15 protein-coding genes are annotated in these 16,804 nt (G+C 71.9%); 10 read left to right on the top strand and 5 right to left on the bottom strand.

From position 1 onward, the window contains the following. Positions 1–82: 82 nt before the first annotated feature. From AB0E77_RS01860 to groL, 4 genes are all read left to right on the top strand, one after another. Positions 83–1,033, top strand: coding sequence for a polysaccharide deacetylase family protein (locus AB0E77_RS01860; RefSeq protein WP_361564109.1), 951 nt, complete (start codon positions 83–85; stop codon positions 1,031–1,033). After that, the gene (locus tag AB0E77_RS01855; RefSeq protein WP_361564107.1) at positions 1,030–1,728 is read left to right on the top strand and encodes a polysaccharide deacetylase family protein; all 699 of its coding nucleotides are present in this window, start codon (positions 1,030–1,032) and stop codon (positions 1,726–1,728) included. The genes AB0E77_RS01860 and AB0E77_RS01855 overlap by 4 nt, the downstream gene beginning before the upstream one ends. 351 nt (positions 1,729–2,079) lie before the next feature. Then, a complete protein-coding gene (gene groES, locus AB0E77_RS01850; RefSeq protein ID WP_010986397.1) occupies positions 2,080–2,388 on the top strand; it encodes a co-chaperone GroES in 309 nt (102 codons plus the stop codon). A 119-nt stretch (positions 2,389–2,507) separates the two neighbouring features. Then, the gene (groL, locus tag AB0E77_RS01845; protein WP_361564104.1) at positions 2,508–4,133 is read left to right on the top strand and encodes a chaperonin GroEL; all 1,626 of its coding nucleotides are present in this window, start codon (positions 2,508–2,510) and stop codon (positions 4,131–4,133) included. A gap of 168 nt (positions 4,134–4,301) precedes the next feature. On the opposite strand, the gene AB0E77_RS01840 is transcribed toward groL, so the two are convergent. The 3 genes from AB0E77_RS01840 to AB0E77_RS01830 all read right to left on the bottom strand — a co-directional run bounded on the left by AB0E77_RS01840 (position 4,302) and on the right by AB0E77_RS01830 (position 7,243). Beyond that, positions 4,302–5,276, bottom strand: coding sequence for a hypothetical protein (locus AB0E77_RS01840; protein WP_361564103.1), 975 nt, complete (start codon positions 5,274–5,276; stop codon positions 4,302–4,304). Between the two features lie 428 nt (positions 5,277–5,704). Continuing rightward, positions 5,705–6,478 carry an SDR family oxidoreductase gene (locus AB0E77_RS01835; RefSeq protein WP_361564100.1) on the bottom strand — a complete coding sequence of 258 codons (774 nt, stop codon included), beginning with the start codon at positions 6,476–6,478 and terminating at the stop codon, positions 5,705–5,707. Positions 6,479–6,574: 96 nt separating this feature from the next. Beyond that, on the bottom strand, positions 6,575–7,243 hold the full coding sequence (locus tag AB0E77_RS01830; protein WP_361564098.1) for an MOSC domain-containing protein: 669 nt from the start codon (positions 7,241–7,243) through the stop codon (positions 6,575–6,577). Positions 7,244–7,324: 81 nt separating this feature from the next. Between AB0E77_RS01830 and AB0E77_RS01825 the strand changes: the two genes are divergently transcribed. Beyond that, on the top strand, positions 7,325–8,245 hold the full coding sequence (locus AB0E77_RS01825; RefSeq protein ID WP_361564096.1) for a LysR family transcriptional regulator: 921 nt from the start codon (positions 7,325–7,327) through the stop codon (positions 8,243–8,245). Positions 8,246–8,358: 113 nt separating this feature from the next. On the opposite strand, the gene AB0E77_RS01820 is transcribed toward AB0E77_RS01825, so the two are convergent. After that, the gene (locus AB0E77_RS01820; protein ID WP_361564093.1) at positions 8,359–8,703 is read right to left on the bottom strand and encodes a WhiB family transcriptional regulator; all 345 of its coding nucleotides are present in this window, start codon (positions 8,701–8,703) and stop codon (positions 8,359–8,361) included. A gap of 380 nt (positions 8,704–9,083) precedes the next feature. On the opposite strand from AB0E77_RS01820, the gene AB0E77_RS01815 reads away from it, so the two are divergent. The 4 genes from AB0E77_RS01815 (at position 9,084) to AB0E77_RS01800 (ending at position 13,451) form a co-directional block, all read left to right on the top strand. Continuing rightward, positions 9,084–9,695 (top strand): response regulator transcription factor, encoded by a 612-nt coding sequence (locus AB0E77_RS01815; RefSeq protein ID WP_003948568.1) that lies wholly within the window; start codon positions 9,084–9,086, stop codon positions 9,693–9,695. 280 nt (positions 9,696–9,975) lie between these two features. Next, positions 9,976–10,563, top strand: a complete 588-nt coding sequence (locus AB0E77_RS01810; protein ID WP_225638701.1) for a sigma-70 family RNA polymerase sigma factor — start codon at positions 9,976–9,978, stop codon at positions 10,561–10,563. Between the two features lie 139 nt (positions 10,564–10,702). After that, positions 10,703–12,208, top strand: coding sequence for an IMP dehydrogenase (gene guaB / locus AB0E77_RS01805; protein ID WP_361564090.1), 1,506 nt, complete (start codon positions 10,703–10,705; stop codon positions 12,206–12,208). Positions 12,209–12,326: 118 nt separating this feature from the next. Next, entirely contained in the window at positions 12,327–13,451 is a 1,125-nt protein-coding gene (locus AB0E77_RS01800; RefSeq protein ID WP_318214081.1) for a GuaB3 family IMP dehydrogenase-related protein, read from the top strand. Between the two features lie 67 nt (positions 13,452–13,518). On the opposite strand, the gene AB0E77_RS01795 is transcribed toward AB0E77_RS01800, so the two are convergent. Beyond that, positions 13,519–14,727, bottom strand: a complete 1,209-nt coding sequence (locus AB0E77_RS01795) for a nucleotide sugar dehydrogenase (protein WP_361564087.1) — start codon at positions 14,725–14,727, stop codon at positions 13,519–13,521. Positions 14,728–15,029: 302 nt separating this feature from the next. Here AB0E77_RS01795 and AB0E77_RS01790 point away from each other — a divergent pair, with 302 nt between their 5' ends. Beyond that, on the top strand, positions 15,030–16,736 hold the full coding sequence (locus AB0E77_RS01790; protein ID WP_361564084.1) for a glycerol-3-phosphate dehydrogenase/oxidase: 1,707 nt from the start codon (positions 15,030–15,032) through the stop codon (positions 16,734–16,736). Positions 16,737–16,804: the final 68 nt, after the last annotated feature.

Here is a 16,804-nt window from a genome sequence, read left to right as displayed (position 1 = left end):
TGTGGGCCAGTCGGTGGATGGTGTGCCTCCGGCGCGGTGTCGGAGCCGGGCGGGAGGCCCGGGGCTGCGAGGATCCGGCACCATGCGAGTAGTCGTACAAAATGATAAAAGCCGGGCATGCGGGGTGTCCCGGGTGGCTTCCGGTGCCTCTCCGGGGACCCGGGTGCGCGGCGGCCTCGCCGTGCTCCTCGTCGCCGCCCTCGCCTCCGCCTGCGCACAGGGCCCGTCCGGCGTGCGGGGCGCCCCCGGCCAGCAGCCCGCGAAGGCGCCCCCGGCCCACGCGCTCGACAGCCACGCGTCCAAGCTGCGCGCGGCACAGGCCGCCCGGGTCGCCGCCGCCCGGCGCTGGAACCTCGAGGAGGTCCCGCTGGCCGCCCCGCCGCCCCCGGAGAAGAAGCCGGAGATCACGGCGCGGGAGGGCTTCGAGGTGGACGGACAGGAGGACCTCCCGCCGGTCTTCACCACGGTCCCCACCGAGGAGAAGATCGTCTTCCTCACCATCGACGACGGCGCCGAGAAGGACCCGGCGTTCCTGCGGATGATGAGCGAGCTGAGCATCCCGTACACGGTGTTCCTCACCGACGACGAGATCAAGGACGACTACGGGTACTTCGAGAAGATGCAGGCCCGCGGCGTCACCCTCAACAACCACACCCTGACCCACCCCTACCTCCCGGGCCTGACCTACGAGCAGCAGAAGCACGAGATCTGCGGCATGCAGGACGTCATGGAGAAGCGCTACGGAAAGCGCCCCACCCTCTTCCGCCCGCCCTTCGGCAACTACAACCAGGACACCCTGCGCGCCGCCAAGTCCTGCGGCATCGAGTACGCGCCGATCTGGAACGAGGAGGTCTACGTCGACCACTGGGAGTACCGCGAGTGGGACCGGGACATCCACCCGGGCGACATCGTCCTCACCCACTTCCGGGGCCGGAACGACTGGGACGGCACGATGACGGACATGGTCCGCCGCTTCCTGAACCGGATCACCGCCCAGGGGTACGCGGTGGCCCGGCTGGAGGACTACCTGTGACGCGGGGGCGGTTCCGGCCGGCCGGGGCCGCCCTGGCCGCCGTACTGCTCACCGGCTGCGCCCAGTTCGCCGGCCCGTCCGGCCACCCCACGACGGGGAAACCGGCCCGCGCGGGCGGACAGGAGCACGCACCGCCACCCGTCCTGGACCACGTCCGTACCACGGACCGGGTCGTCTTCCTCACCTACGACGACGGCGCCGGCCGGGACCCCCGCCTCACCGCCCTGCTCGGCGAACGACGGCTCCCGGTCACCCTGTTCCTCACCGACACCGTGGCCGGACCGGCGTACGGCCACTTCGCCCGGCTGCGCTCGGTCGGCGCGAGCCTGCAGAACCACACCCTCGACCACCGCTCCCTGCGCGGCCTGCCCTACGCCGGCCAGCGCGCCGAGATCTGCGGCCAGCAGACCAAGCTCCACGCCCGCTTCGGTGTCCGCCCACGCCTGTTCCGCCCGCCCTTCGGCCGCTACGACCCGACGACCCTGCGCGCCGCCGCCGACTGCGGCGTCACGGCCGTCGTCCTGTGGCGCGCCGAACTGACCGCCGACGGCACCCTGACCTGTACCCGCGGCGCGCCCGAGCTGCGCCCCGGCGACATCATCTCGGTCACGGCCCCGGACCACACGGAGGAACTGCTGCGGCAACTGGAGAAGCGGAACCTGCGGGTGGGCCGCTTGGAGGACCACGTGGGGTGAGCTGTTTCAGCCCGTCCGGCTGGGTGAGGCTTTTCAGCCCGTCCGGCGTTCGAGGACGAGGCCGTCCAGGCCGAAGCGGGGGCCTGGGGGGCGGCAGCTCCCAGCACGGCCCACACCCACCCGGGTGCGCCGAAAACCCGGCGCTCACCCAAGAAAGTCCCCCGACGCGCCGCAGGCATTGGCACTCCGCTTGACCGAGTGCTAATCGCGGTCATAGTCTCGGCTCTGGCACTCCCCCCTGGAGAGTGCCAACAAAGCGACGGGCAGGTCCGGCACCCGCGACGACGGATCGACCTGGTCGCCACCTCAGACAGTTAACCCCGTGAGATCTCCGAAGGGGGAGGTCGGATCGTGACGACCGCCAGCTCCAAGGTTGCCATCAAGCCGCTCGAGGACCGCATCGTGGTCCAGCCGCTCGACGCCGAGCAGACCACGGCTTCGGGCCTGGTCATTCCGGACACCGCCAAGGAGAAGCCCCAGGAGGGCGTCGTCCTGGCCGTGGGCCCGGGCCGCTTCGAGGACGGCAACCGTCTTCCGCTCGACGTCACCGTCGGCGACGTCGTGCTCTACAGCAAGTACGGCGGCACCGAGGTGAAGTACAACGGCGAGGAGTACCTCGTCCTCTCGGCTCGCGACGTCCTCGCGATCGTCGAGAAGTAGTTCACCCGAAGCACCTTGCTTCACAGCTGCGCCCCTGGCTCCCGCGACCATAAAAAGCCGGGCGTCGGGGGCGCAGTGCCGTATAACCCCAAGATTTCCGGAAGAGGGCTCACGCTCCCATGGCGAAGATCCTGAAGTTCGACGAGGACGCCCGTCGCGCCCTCGAGCGCGGCGTCAACAAGCTCGCCGACACGGTGAAGGTGACGATCGGCCCCAAGGGCCGCAACGTCGTCATCGACAAGAAGTTCGGCGCCCCCACCATCACCAACGACGGTGTCACGATCGCCCGCGAGGTCGAGATCGAGGACCCGTACGAGAACCTCGGTGCCCAGCTGGTGAAGGAGGTGGCGACCAAGACCAACGACATCGCGGGTGACGGCACCACCACCGCCACCGTCCTGGCCCAGGCCCTGGTCCGCGAGGGCCTGAAGAACGTCGCCGCCGGTGCCTCCCCGGCGCTGCTGAAGAAGGGCATCGACGCGGCCGTCAAGGCCGTCTCCGACGACCTCCTCGCCACGGCCCGCCCGATCGACGAGAAGTCCGACATCGCCGCCGTGGCCGCGCTGTCCGCCCAGGACCAGCAGGTCGGCGAGCTCATCGCCGAGGCCATGGACAAGGTCGGCAAGGACGGTGTCATCACCGTCGAGGAGTCCAACACCTTCGGTCTGGAGCTGGACTTCACCGAGGGCATGGCCTTCGACAAGGGCTACCTGTCGCCGTACTTCGTGACGGACCAGGAGCGCATGGAGGCCGTCCTCGAGGACCCCTACATCCTCATCAACCAGGGCAAGATCTCCTCCATCGCGGACCTGCTGCCGCTGCTGGAGAAGGTCATCCAGGCCGGTGCCTCCAAGCCGCTGCTGATCATCGCCGAGGACCTCGAGGGCGAGGCGCTCTCCACCCTCGTCGTCAACAAGATCCGCGGCACCTTCAACGCGGTGGCCGTCAAGGCCCCCGGCTTCGGTGACCGCCGCAAGGCGATGCTGCAGGACATGGCCGTCCTCACCGGCGCCACCGTCATCTCCGAGGAGGTCGGCCTCAAGCTCGACCAGGTCGGCCTGGACGTGCTCGGCACCGCCCGCCGCGTCACCGTCACCAAGGACGACACCACGATCGTCGACGGTGCCGGCAAGCGCGACGAGGTCGAGGGCCGCATCGCCCAGATCAAGGCCGAGATCGAGAACACGGACTCCGACTGGGACCGCGAGAAGCTCCAGGAGCGCCTCGCGAAGCTGGCCGGCGGCGTGTGCGTGATCAAGGTCGGCGCCGCCACCGAGGTGGAGCTGAAGGAGCGCAAGCACCGTCTGGAGGACGCCATCTCCGCGACCCGCGCCGCGGTCGAGGAGGGCATCGTCTCCGGTGGTGGCTCCGCCCTGGTCCACGCCGTCAAGGTCCTCGAGGGCAACCTCGACAAGACCGGCGACGAGGCCACCGGTGTGTCGGTCGTCCGCAAGGCCGCCGTCGAGCCGCTGCGCTGGATCGCCGAGAACGCCGGCCTCGAGGGCTACGTCATCGTCTCCAAGGTGGCGGAGCTCGAGAAGGGCAACGGCTACAACGCCGCGACCGGCGAGTACGGCGACCTGGTCAAGGCCGGCGTCATCGACCCGGTCAAGGTCACCCGCTCCGCCCTGGAGAACGCCGCGTCCATCGCCTCCCTCCTGCTGACGACCGAGACCCTGGTCGTCGAGAAGAAGGAAGAGGAAGAGCCGGCCGCCGCGGGCCACAGCCACGGCCACGCCCACTGAGCTGAGCTGAGCTGAACGGTGCCCGGTCCCCTGCGGGGGGCCGGGCACCGCTGCTTCTCCGGCGGGGGCGGCGCCCGTCCCGTCGGGTCTCGTGCCGGGTGCGGTGCCGTCGTGGTTGGTCGCGCAGTTCCCCGCACCCCTCTTACGGGGCGCTTCCCTGTCGGGCTGTCACAGCAGTCCGCTCAGCGGCAGTGCGCGCTCGGCGAGGTGGCCCCGCAGCCTTCCGCCGGAGGTGTCGGCCTCCGCGAGCCAGTCGGCCGTGACGAGCAACTCGGCGTGCCCGCACACGTCCTCGGACCGCAGGCCGCAGAACGAGGCGACCGCGTCCAGCCCGAGACCGTCCTCCTCGCCGTCCCCGAGTCGCCCGTCGGGACGGCTGTGGGCGGCGGTGTACACGGCGAGGAGCCGTGTGGCGGCCCCGGCCTTCTTCTTCCGCAGCTTCCGGTCGCCCGTCACCTTCTGCGCCCACCCCGACAGCCTCGCCCGGGTGACCTTGCCGAAGAAGAACGAACGCGGCGCCGTGGGCAGCAGCGTGGGGACCGTGACCCGGGTGGGATCCTCGGGCCGGGACGTCAGCGCGTCTTCGGCGGTGACGTCCTGCGGCAGCCGCAGCCAGCCGTCGTCGGCCAGCTCCTGGAGCACCCGCTCGGCATCGCCCCCCAGCCAGCCGGCGAGATCCTGCCCGGTGATGTTCCCGGTGCCGGCGCGCGCGGCCCGCAGGGTGAGCATGAGCACCGCGAGCCGTGCCTCGGCCCCGGGGAGCGGGGCGTGGGTACGGACGTGCTCCAGCACGCGACGGGCATGCGCGCCCTGACCGCGCGTCAGCAACCGCGCCACCACGGGCCCGGCCTCGCCCACCGCGATGCCACGGCGGTTCCGCTCCATCTCGCGGGTGGTCCGCGCGGCCGTCTCCGCCCGTTCCGCCTCCTCGCGCAGGGAGGCGTCGCCGGTGACGGCGGCCCACACGGCGAAGGCGCGGGCCTTGCGGTCGTGGAGTCCCGCGAGGACGGCGAGGTCCGGCTCGGGGCGCCGCTGGTACGCACGGAACGCGTCCCCGAGCTCGGTCAGCTCCGTCCGCAGCGCCTCCGGCTGAAGATCGTCCGGCACGATCCGCTGCCCGACCTTCACCCGCCGCTCCTTCACACGCCGCTCCTTCACACGCCGGGACGACGCGCGCGGGGACGACGCGCGCGGGGGCGCGGCGCTCCGGGGGCCGGGCAGCGGGGCGGGCCGAGCAGCCGCGGAGGGGGCGGCGGAGGGCGCGGGAACGGGGGAGGAGGCCCGGTCGGAGAACAGTACGGCCGCGCTCCCGCCCACCGGTCCCGGCTGCACCCCGGCAGCGGCCGACCGCCGCACACCGCTCCCCGTCGCCCCGCCCGCCCGCGTCCCGCCGGCGTCGTCGACGAACAGATCCCCCTGGTCACCCGTGCCCGCACTCACCCGATGCCACCCTTCCCCTGGCCGACCCGCGACCACCCGCACGCCGCGGGCGTAGCCCTCCGACGCTATGTCGTACCGGCACACCGCCGGGAAACGGACCGGGATGGACCACACGTTCGGGTGATGGCCCCCTACTGCGGCCCGTACTTCCTGCCCGTCCGGGACGAGATCCCGCCCAGCACCCCCCGCGGCACCAGCTTCGCCGCGCCCATCAGGGCCTTGTAGCGCGGGTCGGGGATCGACACGGACTTGCCGCGGGACAGGTCGGCGAGGGCCGCCGCGACGAGTTTGTCGGCGTCCAGCCACATCCAGTTCGGGATGTTGTCGGTGCCCATGCCGGCCCGTTCGTGGAACTCGGTCCGCACGAAACCGGGGCACAGCGCCATCAGGCGTACGCCGCTGCCGGCCAGGTCCTTCGCCACGCCCTGCGTGAACTGCACGACCCAGGCCTTCGACGCGCCGTAGGTGCCGCGCGGGACGAAGGCCGCGACCGAGGCCACGTTGACGACGCCGCCCCGGCCCCGCGCCCGCATCGCCTGCGTCGCCGCCGCGGTCAGCCGCAGCACCGCCTCGCAGTGCACCTTGAGCATCGTCAGCTCGTCGGCCATGGAGACTTCCAGGAAACGGCCCTTGTTGCCGAAACCGGCGTTGTTGATCAGCAGGTCGACGGGGTTCCTGCGGTCCTCCAGCCGGGCTGCCACCGCCTCGATGCCCGTGTCCGTCGCCAGGTCGGCCGTCAGCACCTCGGCCTCGATGCCGTGCCGGTCGTGCAGTTCGGTCGCCTGGTCGCGCAGCCGGTCGGTGTCGCGGGCCACCAGCACCAGGTCGTGCCCGTCGGCGGCCAGCCGCCGCGCGAAAGCGGCGCCGATGCCCGCCGTCGATCCCGTAATCAATGCCGTTGTCATGCCGCAAGGTTATGGGTCCGGACCGGGCACGTCCGCTTCGCTCACCAGGACTGCGGCTCGTGAAGGACCGGTGAAGGCAGGCCTGGTGAGGCCGGGTCAGGCTCCCTGGTCCGCCAGGTACTTCCGCGCCGCTGCCGCGGCCCTGGGATGCAGGGCGTCGCCGGCGGCGAGGAGCCGGGGCAACAGCGCGCGCTCCGTCGTCACCGCCCGGAACTGGAGCGCCACCGTCACCCCGTGGCCGGGCCGGTGCACGATCTCCACCGGGTCGCCGGCCCGGATCTCGCCCGGCTCGAGCACCCGCAGATAGGCGCCCGGCGCACCCTTGGCCGTGAAGCGCTTCATCCACCGCTCCTCACCCAGATGGCCCTGGAAGGTCCGGCAGGGGATCCGGCCGCTGGTGACCTCCAGGAGCAGGTCCGGGCCCACCCGCCAGCGCTCGCCGATCAGCGCGCCGGAGACGTCCACGCCCGTCGTCGTCAGGTTCTCGCCGAACACCCCGTGGCGCAGCGGGCGGCCCAGCTCGCGCTCCCAGTCGTCCATGTCCTCGCGCGCCATGGCGTACACGGCCTGGTCGGGGCCGCCGTGGTGGCGGGTCTCGCACACCGCGTCCCCGGCCAGTCCGCTCCCGCCGGTCCCCTCCGGCCCGGGCGCCGTCACCCGGACGGGCCCGTCGGCCGGCCGCTTGTCGATGCCGGTGACCCCGTCGGGCTGGCTGGTGTACGGCACGGCCGTCGCGCGGCCCAGGTTGACTGACAGTAGCTTCATGGTCGAACGGTATGACAGGCCGGTTCAAAGCCGCGGCGCGATATTCGGCGTTCGGCCAAAGGGTCGCTTATCCTCGGCGGTGTGATCGAGGCCCGTCATCTCCGCGTCCTGCGCGCCGTGGCATCCACCGGTTCCTTCTCCGCCGCGGGGCGGGAGCTGGGCTGCACCCAGCCCGCCGTCAGCCAGCAGATGAAGGCCCTGGAGGCCTCCGTCGGCACCCCCCTGCTCGTGCGCACCGGCCGCGAGATGCGCCTGACCCAGGCCGGGGAGGCACTGGTGCGGCACGCCGCCGGGATCCTGGCCGGGCTGACCGCGGCCGAGGAGGAGGTCGCCGCCATCGCCGGGCTGCGGGCCGGGCGGGTCCGGCTCGTCTCCTTCCCGAGCGGCAGCTCCACCCTCGTCCCCACCGCGCTGGCCGCCCTGCGCGCCGCCCACCCCGGTACCCGGGTCTTCCTGGAGGAGGCCGAGCCCCCGAAGTCCGTGGAGCTGCTGCGCGAGGGCGACTGCGACGTGGCGCTCGCCTTCCGCTACGAGGGCGCGGCGGGCGTCGGGGAGTGGGACGACCTGGTCGTACGGCCGCTGCTGACCGACCGCCTCGTGGCCCTCGTGCCCGAGCGGCACCGGCTCGCGCGGACCGGGGGCGACGGCAGCGTGGCCATCGGGGAGCTGGCCCGTGAGCCGTGGATCGCGGGCTGCCCGCGCTGCCGCGGGCAGCTGGTGGAGGTCTGCGAGGGCGCCGGCTTCACCCCCCGCATCGACTTCGCGACCGACGACTATCCCGCGGTGGTCGGCCTGGTCGGGGCCGGGCTCGGGGTGGCCGTCCTGCCCCAGCTCGCCGTCGAGTCCGTACGGCCCCGGGGCGCGCGCGTGGTGGCGCTGGAGCCGGAGGTGCGGCGGGAGATCGTCGCGCTCACGCTGCCCGACCTCGCCCAGGTGCCCGCGGTGAGGGCGACGCTGGACGAGCTGGCCCGCGCCGCCGCCGGGCAGTCCGCCGGTCACTGAGCGGTCCGCCGCCGGACGTCGCGGCACCAGCCGAAAGAGCCGAAAAGATAGGGCACGCGCGTGCGTGCCCGTGCCCCGTCGGTTGTCGGCGTCTTAGTGGGAAAAACGTTCCTTCAGTGATGTGCGGCGGCGTCCTCGCCCACCGGCGCCGACGCCGGTGCGGATGCCGTCACCAGGCGGTTGCGCGCCCGGCCCATCAGTTCCTCGCGCTCGTCCTCGGTCAGTCCGCCCCACACGCCGTACGGCTCGCGCACCGCCAGTGCGTGCGCCGCGCACTCCGCGCGGACCGGGCACCTCATGCAGACCTCCTTGGCCGAGTTCTCACGAGCGCTCCGGGCCGCACCGCGCTCGCCCTCCGGATGGAAGAAGAGCGAGCTGTCCACCCCGCGGCACGCAGCCAGGAGCTGCCAGTCCCACAGGTCCGCGTTCGGTCCGGGAAGGCGGGAGAAATCTGCCATTGCGTGACCCCTTGTAGCCGATCTGGGTGGATCCGGTGTCCACGACCGTACAACTACGATCTAAGGAGATGAAAATATGACCCATTGCGAATCTAGCCGCAGACACCAGCGAAGTGGAAGAAAAGCGTCTAAATGGGGCACCGCTTGTGATGAAAGGGGGTGGGTCGGTCGCGCATGTCTGCACCGTGAACGCCCCCTCACGTAGAGTGCCGAAGACGACACACAGCCCCGTAACTCTTTCGAGTGACCGTCGTTGAGAGTGCGGAGGCGGTTGAAGGAACAGGTGCTCGGGCGGGCGTCCGGGACGGTCGACCGCACAGGTGACATTTCGTACCAGCCTGGAGGCTCAACGTGACGCGCATCAGCTGCGGAGGACGGCCATGACTTCCGTCCTCGTCTGCGACGACTCCCCGCTTGCCCGAGAGGCGCTCCGCCGCGCGGTCGCGACCGTGCCCGGCGTCGAGCGCGTGACGACGGCCGCCAACGGCGAGGAAGTCCTCCGCCGCTGGGGCGCCGACCGCTCGGACCTGATCCTGATGGACGTGCGCATGCCCGGCCTGGGCGGCGTCGAGACCGTCCGCCGGCTGCTGTCCGCCGACCCCGGTGCGCGCATCATCATGCTCACCGTCGCCGAGGACCTGGACGGCGTCGCCCTCGCGGTCGCTGCCGGTGCCCGCGGGTATCTGCACAAGGACGCCTCGCGCGCCGAACTGCGCGCCACCGTGACGCAGGCCCTCGCCGACCCGACCTGGCGGCTGGCGCCGCGCCGGCTGCGGTCGGCCGAGATGGGCGCCGCGCCCACGCTCACCGCGCGCGAGATCCAGGTCCTGGAGGGCATGAGCCACGGCCGCTCCAACGCGGAGATCGGACGCGAGCTGTTCCTCTCCGAGGACACCGTCAAGACGCACGCCCGGCGGCTCTTCAAGAAGCTCGGCGCCTCGGACCGGGCACACGCGGTGGCGCTCGGCTTCCGGTGGGGCCTCGTCCGATAGGAAACCCCCGTGTGGTGCAGGCCCACAGGGCCCGACGGGGGTGCCCGGTTCCCCGCTTACCGCGAGGTGGGCGGGGGTGACAAGCCGACCCGCCGGGTGCCCGCTGCTCGTTTCGCCGCGGATGACGCATCCTTGAGGTGTGGAGTTCCTCGGGGACGAGTCGGTCGAGCGGAAGGGGAGGGCGCAGGGGATGAGTTCCGGCGCACCTGCTCATAACGCTTCGGTGCACAACCATGGGCACGGAGCCACGGAGCCAACGGCCGCAAGGCACCATGGACCGATGCGTGACGACGAGGCGGCCCCCGACCAAGGGACGGTCGGTGGGCTCGTACACCGCGCCGTCGACGGGGACGAGCAGGCCACGCACGACCTGCTCGCCCATGTCCACCCCCTGGCGCTGCGCTACTGCCGGACCCGGCTCTCCCGGCTGCCCGGCGACGCCCGGCACTTCGTCGAGGACCTCGCCCAGGAGGTCTGCGTCGCGGTGCTCCTCGCACTGCCGCGCTACAAGGACACCGGCCGCCCCTTCGAGGCCTTCGTGTTCGCCATCGCCGCCCACAAGGTCGCCGACCTCCAGCGCGCCGCGATGCGGCACCCCGGCTCGACGGCGGTCCCGTCCGACGAGATGCCCGAGCGGCCGGACGACTCGCTCGGCCCGGAGGAGCGGGCGCTGCTCAGCAGCGACGCCGCCTGGGCCAAGAAACTGCTGGCCAACCTGCCCGAGAACCAGCGGGAGCTGCTCCTGCTGCGCATCGCCGTGGGGCTCACGGCCGAGGAGACCGGGCAGATGTTGGGAATGTCACCCGGGGCCGTCCGCGTCGCCCAGCACCGGGCGCTGAGCCGCCTGCGGGCGCTGGCGGAGCAGTAGTTCACCGCGTGAACGGACGAAGCGGCTGCTTCGTACAAAAGCACGAACGTCGCAGGCTCCCTTGATCGTGGAATGAGCCACGTCCACTTCCCGTTAGCATGGACATCCGCACCGATCAAGGCCATTTGGGGAAGGTGTCATGACTGCCAACGTCGACGGAGTGCCCGAGAAATTCGCGACACTCGGGCTGACCTACGACGACGTGCTGCTGCTGCCGGGCCCGTCGGACATGGCACCCGACGAGATCGACACCGCCTCGTACGTCTCCAAGAACGTGCGGGTCAACATCCCGCTGCTGTCCGCGGCCATGGACAAGGTCACCGAGTCGCGCATGGCGATCGCGATGGCCCGCCAGGGCGGCGTCGGCGTGCTGCACCGCAACCTGTCCATCGAGGACCAGGCCAACCAGGTCGACCTGGTCAAGCGCTCCGAGTCGGGCATGGTGGCCAACCCGATCACCATCCACCCGGACGCCACCCTCGCCGAGGCCGACGCGCTGTGCGCCAAGTTCCGCATCAGCGGCGTCCCGGTCACCGACGGCGCCGGCAGGCTGCTCGGCATCGTCACCAACCGTGACATGGCCTTCGAGACCGACCGCTCCCGCGGCGTGCGCGAGGTCATGACGCCGATGCCGCTGGTCACCGGCAAGGTCGGCATCTCCGGCGTGGACGCCATGGAGCTGCTGCGCCGCCACAAGATCGAGAAGCTGCCGCTGGTCGACGACAACGGCGTGCTCAAGGGCCTGATCACGGTCAAGGACTTCGTCAAGGCCGAGCAGTACCCGAACGCGGCCAAGGACGGCAAGGGCCGCCTGCTGGTCGGCGCCGCCGTCGGCGTCGCCGGGGACGCCTTCGAGCGCGCCCAGGCGCTGATCGAGGCGGGTGTCGACTTCATCGTCGTCGACACCGCGCACGGCCACTCCCGCCTGGTCGGCGACATGGTCGCCAAGATCAAGTCGAACTCGACCGGCGTGGACGTCATCGGCGGCAACATCGCCACCCGCGACGGGGCCAAGGCGCTCATCGACGCCGGCGTGGACGGCATCAAGGTCGGCGTCGGACCCGGCTCCATCTGCACCACCCGCGTCGTCGCCGGCATCGGCGTCCCGCAGGTCACGGCCATCTACGAGGCGTCGCTCGCCGCCAAGGAGGCCGGCGTCCCGGTCATCGGCGACGGCGGCCTCCAGTACTCCGGCGACATCGCCAAGGCCCTGGTCGCGGGCGCCGACACGGTGATGCTGGGCTCGCTGCTCGCGGGCTGCGAGGAGTCGCCGGGCGAGCTGCTGTTCATCAACGGCAAGCAGTTCAAGTCGTACCGCGGCATGGGCTCACTGGGTGCCATGCAGTCCCGCGGCGACCGCAAGTCGTTCTCCAAGGACCGCTACTTCCAGGAGGGCGTCGCCTCCGACGAGCAGCTCGTCCCCGAGGGTATCGAGGGCCAGGTGGCCTACCGCGGCCCGCTCTCCTCGGTCGTCCACCAGCTGGTCGGCGGACTGCGCCAGTCGATGTTCTACGTCGGCGGCCGCACCGTGCCCGAGCTCCAGGACAACGGCCGGTTCGTGCGGATCACCTCCGCCGGCCTCAAGGAGAGCCACCCCCACGACATCCAGATGACGGTCGAGGCGCCGAACTACAGCCGCAAGTAGGCACCACGCCTTCCGAGGGCGGTCCCGGACGCGTTCCGGGACCGCCCTCGCGCCGTGTCCGCAGAGGACATCGGGGATACTGGAAGGCGCTGCAACGCATCAGGGAAAGGCCACAGACGTGACTGAGATCGAGATCGGGCGCGGCAAGCGCGGCCGCCGGGCGTACGCCTTCGACGACATCGCCGTCGTCCCCAGCCGCCGTACGCGGGACCCGAAGGAGGTCTCGATCGCCTGGCAGATCGACGCCTACCGCTTCGAGCTGCCGTTCCTGGCCGCTCCCATGGACTCGGTCGTCTCCCCGGCCACCGCCATCCGCATCGGCGAGCTGGGCGGCCTCGGCGTGCTGAACCTCGAGGGCCTGTGGACGCGGTACGAGGACCCGCAGCCGCTCCTCGACGAGATCGCCGAGCTGGACGCGGACACCGCGACCCGGCGTCTCCAGGAGATCTACGCCGCCCCCATCAAGGAGGAGCTGATCGGGCAGCGGATCAAGGAGGTGCGCGACTCCGGTGTGGTCACCGCCGCCGCGCTCTCCCCGCAGCGCACCGCGCAGTTCTCCAAGGCGGTCGTGGACGCGGGCGTCGACATCTTCGTCATCCGCGGCACCACGGTCTCGGCCGAGCACGTCTCCGGCTCGCACGAGCCGCTGAACCTGAAGCAGTTCATCTACGAGCTGGACGTCCCGGTGATCGTCGGCGGCTGCGCCACGTACACCGCGGCCCTGCACCTGATGCGCACCGGCGCCGCGGGTGTCCTCGTCGGCTTCGGCGGCGGCGCCGCGCACACCACGCGCAACGTACTGGGCATCCAGGTCCCGATGGCCACGGCCGTCGCCGACGTGGCCGCGGCCCGCCGCGACTACATGGACGAGTCCGGCGGCCGGTACGTGCACGTCATCGCCGACGGCGGTGTCGGCTGGTCCGGCGACCTGCCCAAGGCCATCGCCTGCGGCGCCGACTCCGTGATGATGGGCTCGCCGCTGGCCCGCGCGACCGACGCGCCGGGCAAGGGCAACCACTGGGGCATGGAGGCCGTCAACGAGGAGCTGCCGCGGGGCAAGAAGGTCGACCTCGGCACCGTCGGCACCATCGAGGAGGTCCTCACCGGCCCGTCCCACACCCCGGACGGCTCGATGAACTTCTTCGGCGCCCTGCGCCGCGCCATGGCCACGACGGGCTACAGCGAGCTGAAGGAGTTCCAGCGCGTCGAGGTCACCGTCGCGGACTCGCAGCACCGGCGGTAATCACCCGTACGACGTACCGAAGGGGCCCGGAGCGACAGCTCCGGGCCCCTTCGCGTGCCCGGGCCGGTCACAGCCGGTGCGCCGCCCCCGTGGGGGTCGCCCCCCGGGTGTCCAGGAGGAGCTGGGCCTTCACCGACAGGCCCTGCAGGTCGTACGTGCGGTGCTGCTGGAGGAGGATCGTCAGGTCGGCGTCGGCGGCGGCCTCGTAGAGCGAGTCGGCGCGGGGGACCGGGCGGTCCAGGACGTTCCAGGACGGGACGTGCGGGTCGTGGTAGCTGACGGCGGCGCCCATCGACATCAGACGGGTCGCGATCTCCTCGGCCGGGGCGCCCTGCTGGTCGGCGAGGTCGGCCTTGTAGGTGACGCCGAGGAGCAGGACGCGGGCGCCGCGCGCCGACTTGCCGTGCTCGTTCAGGAGGGCGGCGGCGCGCTGGACCACGTAGCGGGGCATCTGCTCGTTGACCTGCTGGGCCAGTTCCACCATGCGCAGGCTGCGGGGGGCCCGGCCGGTCAGGTCCTGGGGGACGGAGTGGCCGCCGACGCCCGGACCGGGGCGGAAGGCCTGGAAGCCGAACGGCTTGGTCTCCGCGCAGCGCAGGACGTCCCACAGGTCGACGCCCAGGTCGTTGCAGAGGACGGCCATCTCGTTGACGAGGGCGATGTTGACGTGCCGGAAGTTGGTCTCCAGGAGCTGGACCGTCTCCGCCTCGCGGGGGCCGCGCGCGCGGACCACCTTGTCGGTGAGCCGGCCGTAGAAGGCGGCGGCCGACTCGGTGCAGGCGGGGGTGAGGCCGCCGATGACCTTCGGGGTGTTGGCGGGCGTGAAGTCGCGGTTGCCCGGGTCGACGCGGCTGGGGGAGTAGGCGAGGTGGAAATCGCGGCCGGCGCGCAGTCCGGAGACCCCCTCGAGCAGGGGGCGCAGGAACTCCTCCGTCGTGCCCGGCTGCACGGGCGACTCCAGGATCACCGTGGTGTGGGGGCGCATATGGGCGGCCAGGGTGCGGGCCGCGGCCTCCACCTGCGCGAGGTCCGGGCCGCCGTCCGGAGCGGGCGGGGTGGGCGCGCAGATCACGGCCGTGCGCACCCGGCCCAGCTCGGCGGGGCCGGCGGGCGTCCGGAAGCCCCCCGAGAGCATCCGGCGCAGTTCGGCGGGGGTGAGGGGGCCGGGCTCGGGGCCGGTCCGGTAGCCGAGCGTGGGGATGCCGGCGGCGACGGCGGCCTGGGCCAGGGGCAGGCCGTACGGTCCGAGTCCGATGACGGCGAGATCTGCGGGCATGGCGTGGGCCGTCCTTCCCAGTAGCCGAAGCGGGACAGGCGCGCAAGCCCGGTGGACAGGATGGGCGAGCACAACGTCAGACTAGGAGTAAATATGACCGATTTGTGGGATTGGTCGGCCGAGTCTCCCTGAGTGTCGGTGGGTGACCGGGAGTGCCGACGGTGACCGTGGGGAAGTTGTCCACAAGCTGGGGTGCGTGGTGGCTGAAGTCGGGCAACCCGGTCAGAATCTGGTCAGGGGGTACACGGAACCGGGCTTCGCCCGACGGGTGCGGCCGACGCGACCGACAGCGGGAGGCAGCAGTGAGGACAGCGACCCTGGGGCCGGCGCAGCGCGCCGAGGCACTCGCGGCGATGGCCGAGCGGGAACTGGACGTGCTGGTGGTCGGCGCGGGCGTGGTCGGCGCGGGCACCGCCCTGGACGCCGTGACGCGCGGCCTGTCCACCGGCCTCGTCGAGGCGCGCGACTGGGCCTCGGGCACCTCCAGCAGGTCCAGCAAGCTGATCCACGGCGGGCTGCGCTATCTCGAGATGCTCGACTTCGCGCTCGTGCGCGAGGCGCTGAAGGAGCGCGGCCTGCTGCTGGAGCGGCTCGCGCCCCACCTGGTGAAGCCGGTGCCCTTCCTCTACCCGCTGCAGCACAAGGGCTGGGAGCGGCTGTACGCCGGCTCCGGCGTGGCGCTGTACGACGCGATGTCGATGGCCCGCGGCCACGGCCGGGGACTGCCGATGCACCGGCACCTGAGCCGGCGTCACGCACTGCGCGTCGCGCCCGCCTTGAAGAAGGACGCGCTGGTCGGCGCGCTCCAGTACTACGACGCCCAGATGGACGACGCCCGCTATGTGGCCACCCTGGTCCGCACGGCCGCCGCGTACGGCGCCCAGGTCGCCAACCGGGCGAGGGTGACCGGCTTCCTGCGCGAGGGCGAGCGCGTGGTGGGCGCGCGCGTGCAGGACGTCGAGGGGGGCGGCGAATACGAGATCCGCGCCAAGCAGGTGGTGAACGCGACCGGTGTGTGGACCGACGACACCCAGTCGCTGGTCGGCGAGCGCGGCCAGTTCCACGTGCGCGCGTCCAAGGGCATCCACCTCGTCGTGCCCAAGGACCGCATCCACTCCACCACCGGGCTGATCCTGCGCACCGAGAAGTCCGTGCTGTTCGTCATCCCCTGGGGACGGCACTGGATCATCGGGACCACGGACACCGACTGGGACCTCGACAAGGCGCACCCGGCCGCCTCCAGCGCGGACATCGACTACCTGCTGGAGCACGTCAACTCGGTGCTGTCGGTGCCGCTGACCCGCGACGACGTGGAGGGCGTGTACGCGGGCCTGCGCCCGCTGCTGGCCGGTGAGTCGGACGCCACCAGCAAGCTGTCGCGCGAGCACACCGTCGCCCACCCCGTGCCGGGGCTGGTCGTGGTGGCGGGCGGCAAGTACACGACGTACCGGGTGATGGCCAAGGACGCCGTGGACGAGGCGGTGCACGGACTCGACATGCGCGTCGCCGACTGCGTCACCGAGGAGACGCCGCTGCTCGGCGCCGAGGGCTACCACGCCCTGTGGAACGCGCGGGCGCGGATCGCCGCGCGCACCGGTTTGCACGTGGTCCGCGTGGAACACCTGCTCAACCGGTACGGCGCCCTCACGGAGGAGCTGCTGGAGCTCATCGCCGCCGACCCCTCGCTCGGCGAGCCGCTGCACGCCGCCGACGACTATCTGCGCGCCGAGATCGTCTACGCCGCCTCGCACGAGGGCGCGCGGCACCTGGACGACGCGCTGACCCGGCGCACCCGCATCTCCATCGAGACCTTCGACCGGGGCACCCGCAGCGCCCGCGAGGCCGCCGAGCTGATGGCGCCGGTCCTCGGCTGGGACAAGAACCAGATCGAACGCGAGGTCCAGCACTACGAGAAGCGCGTGGAGGCCGAGCGGGAGTCGCAGCGCCAGCCGGACGACCTGACGGCCGACGCGGCCCGCCTCGGGGCACCCGACATCGTGTCGCGCTAGGCGGTCGCCACGGGTGCGGTGACGCGGGGTCAGCACGTCGGCGGGCGTGTTCCCGGGCCCCTCGCGCG

The organism is Streptomyces sp. NPDC032940, assembly GCF_040636935.1.
Classification (GTDB): domain Bacteria; phylum Actinomycetota; class Actinomycetes; order Streptomycetales; family Streptomycetaceae; genus Streptomyces.
Note: the sequence above shows the minus strand (reverse complement) of the source record. Positions and strands in the feature narration are given on the sequence as shown.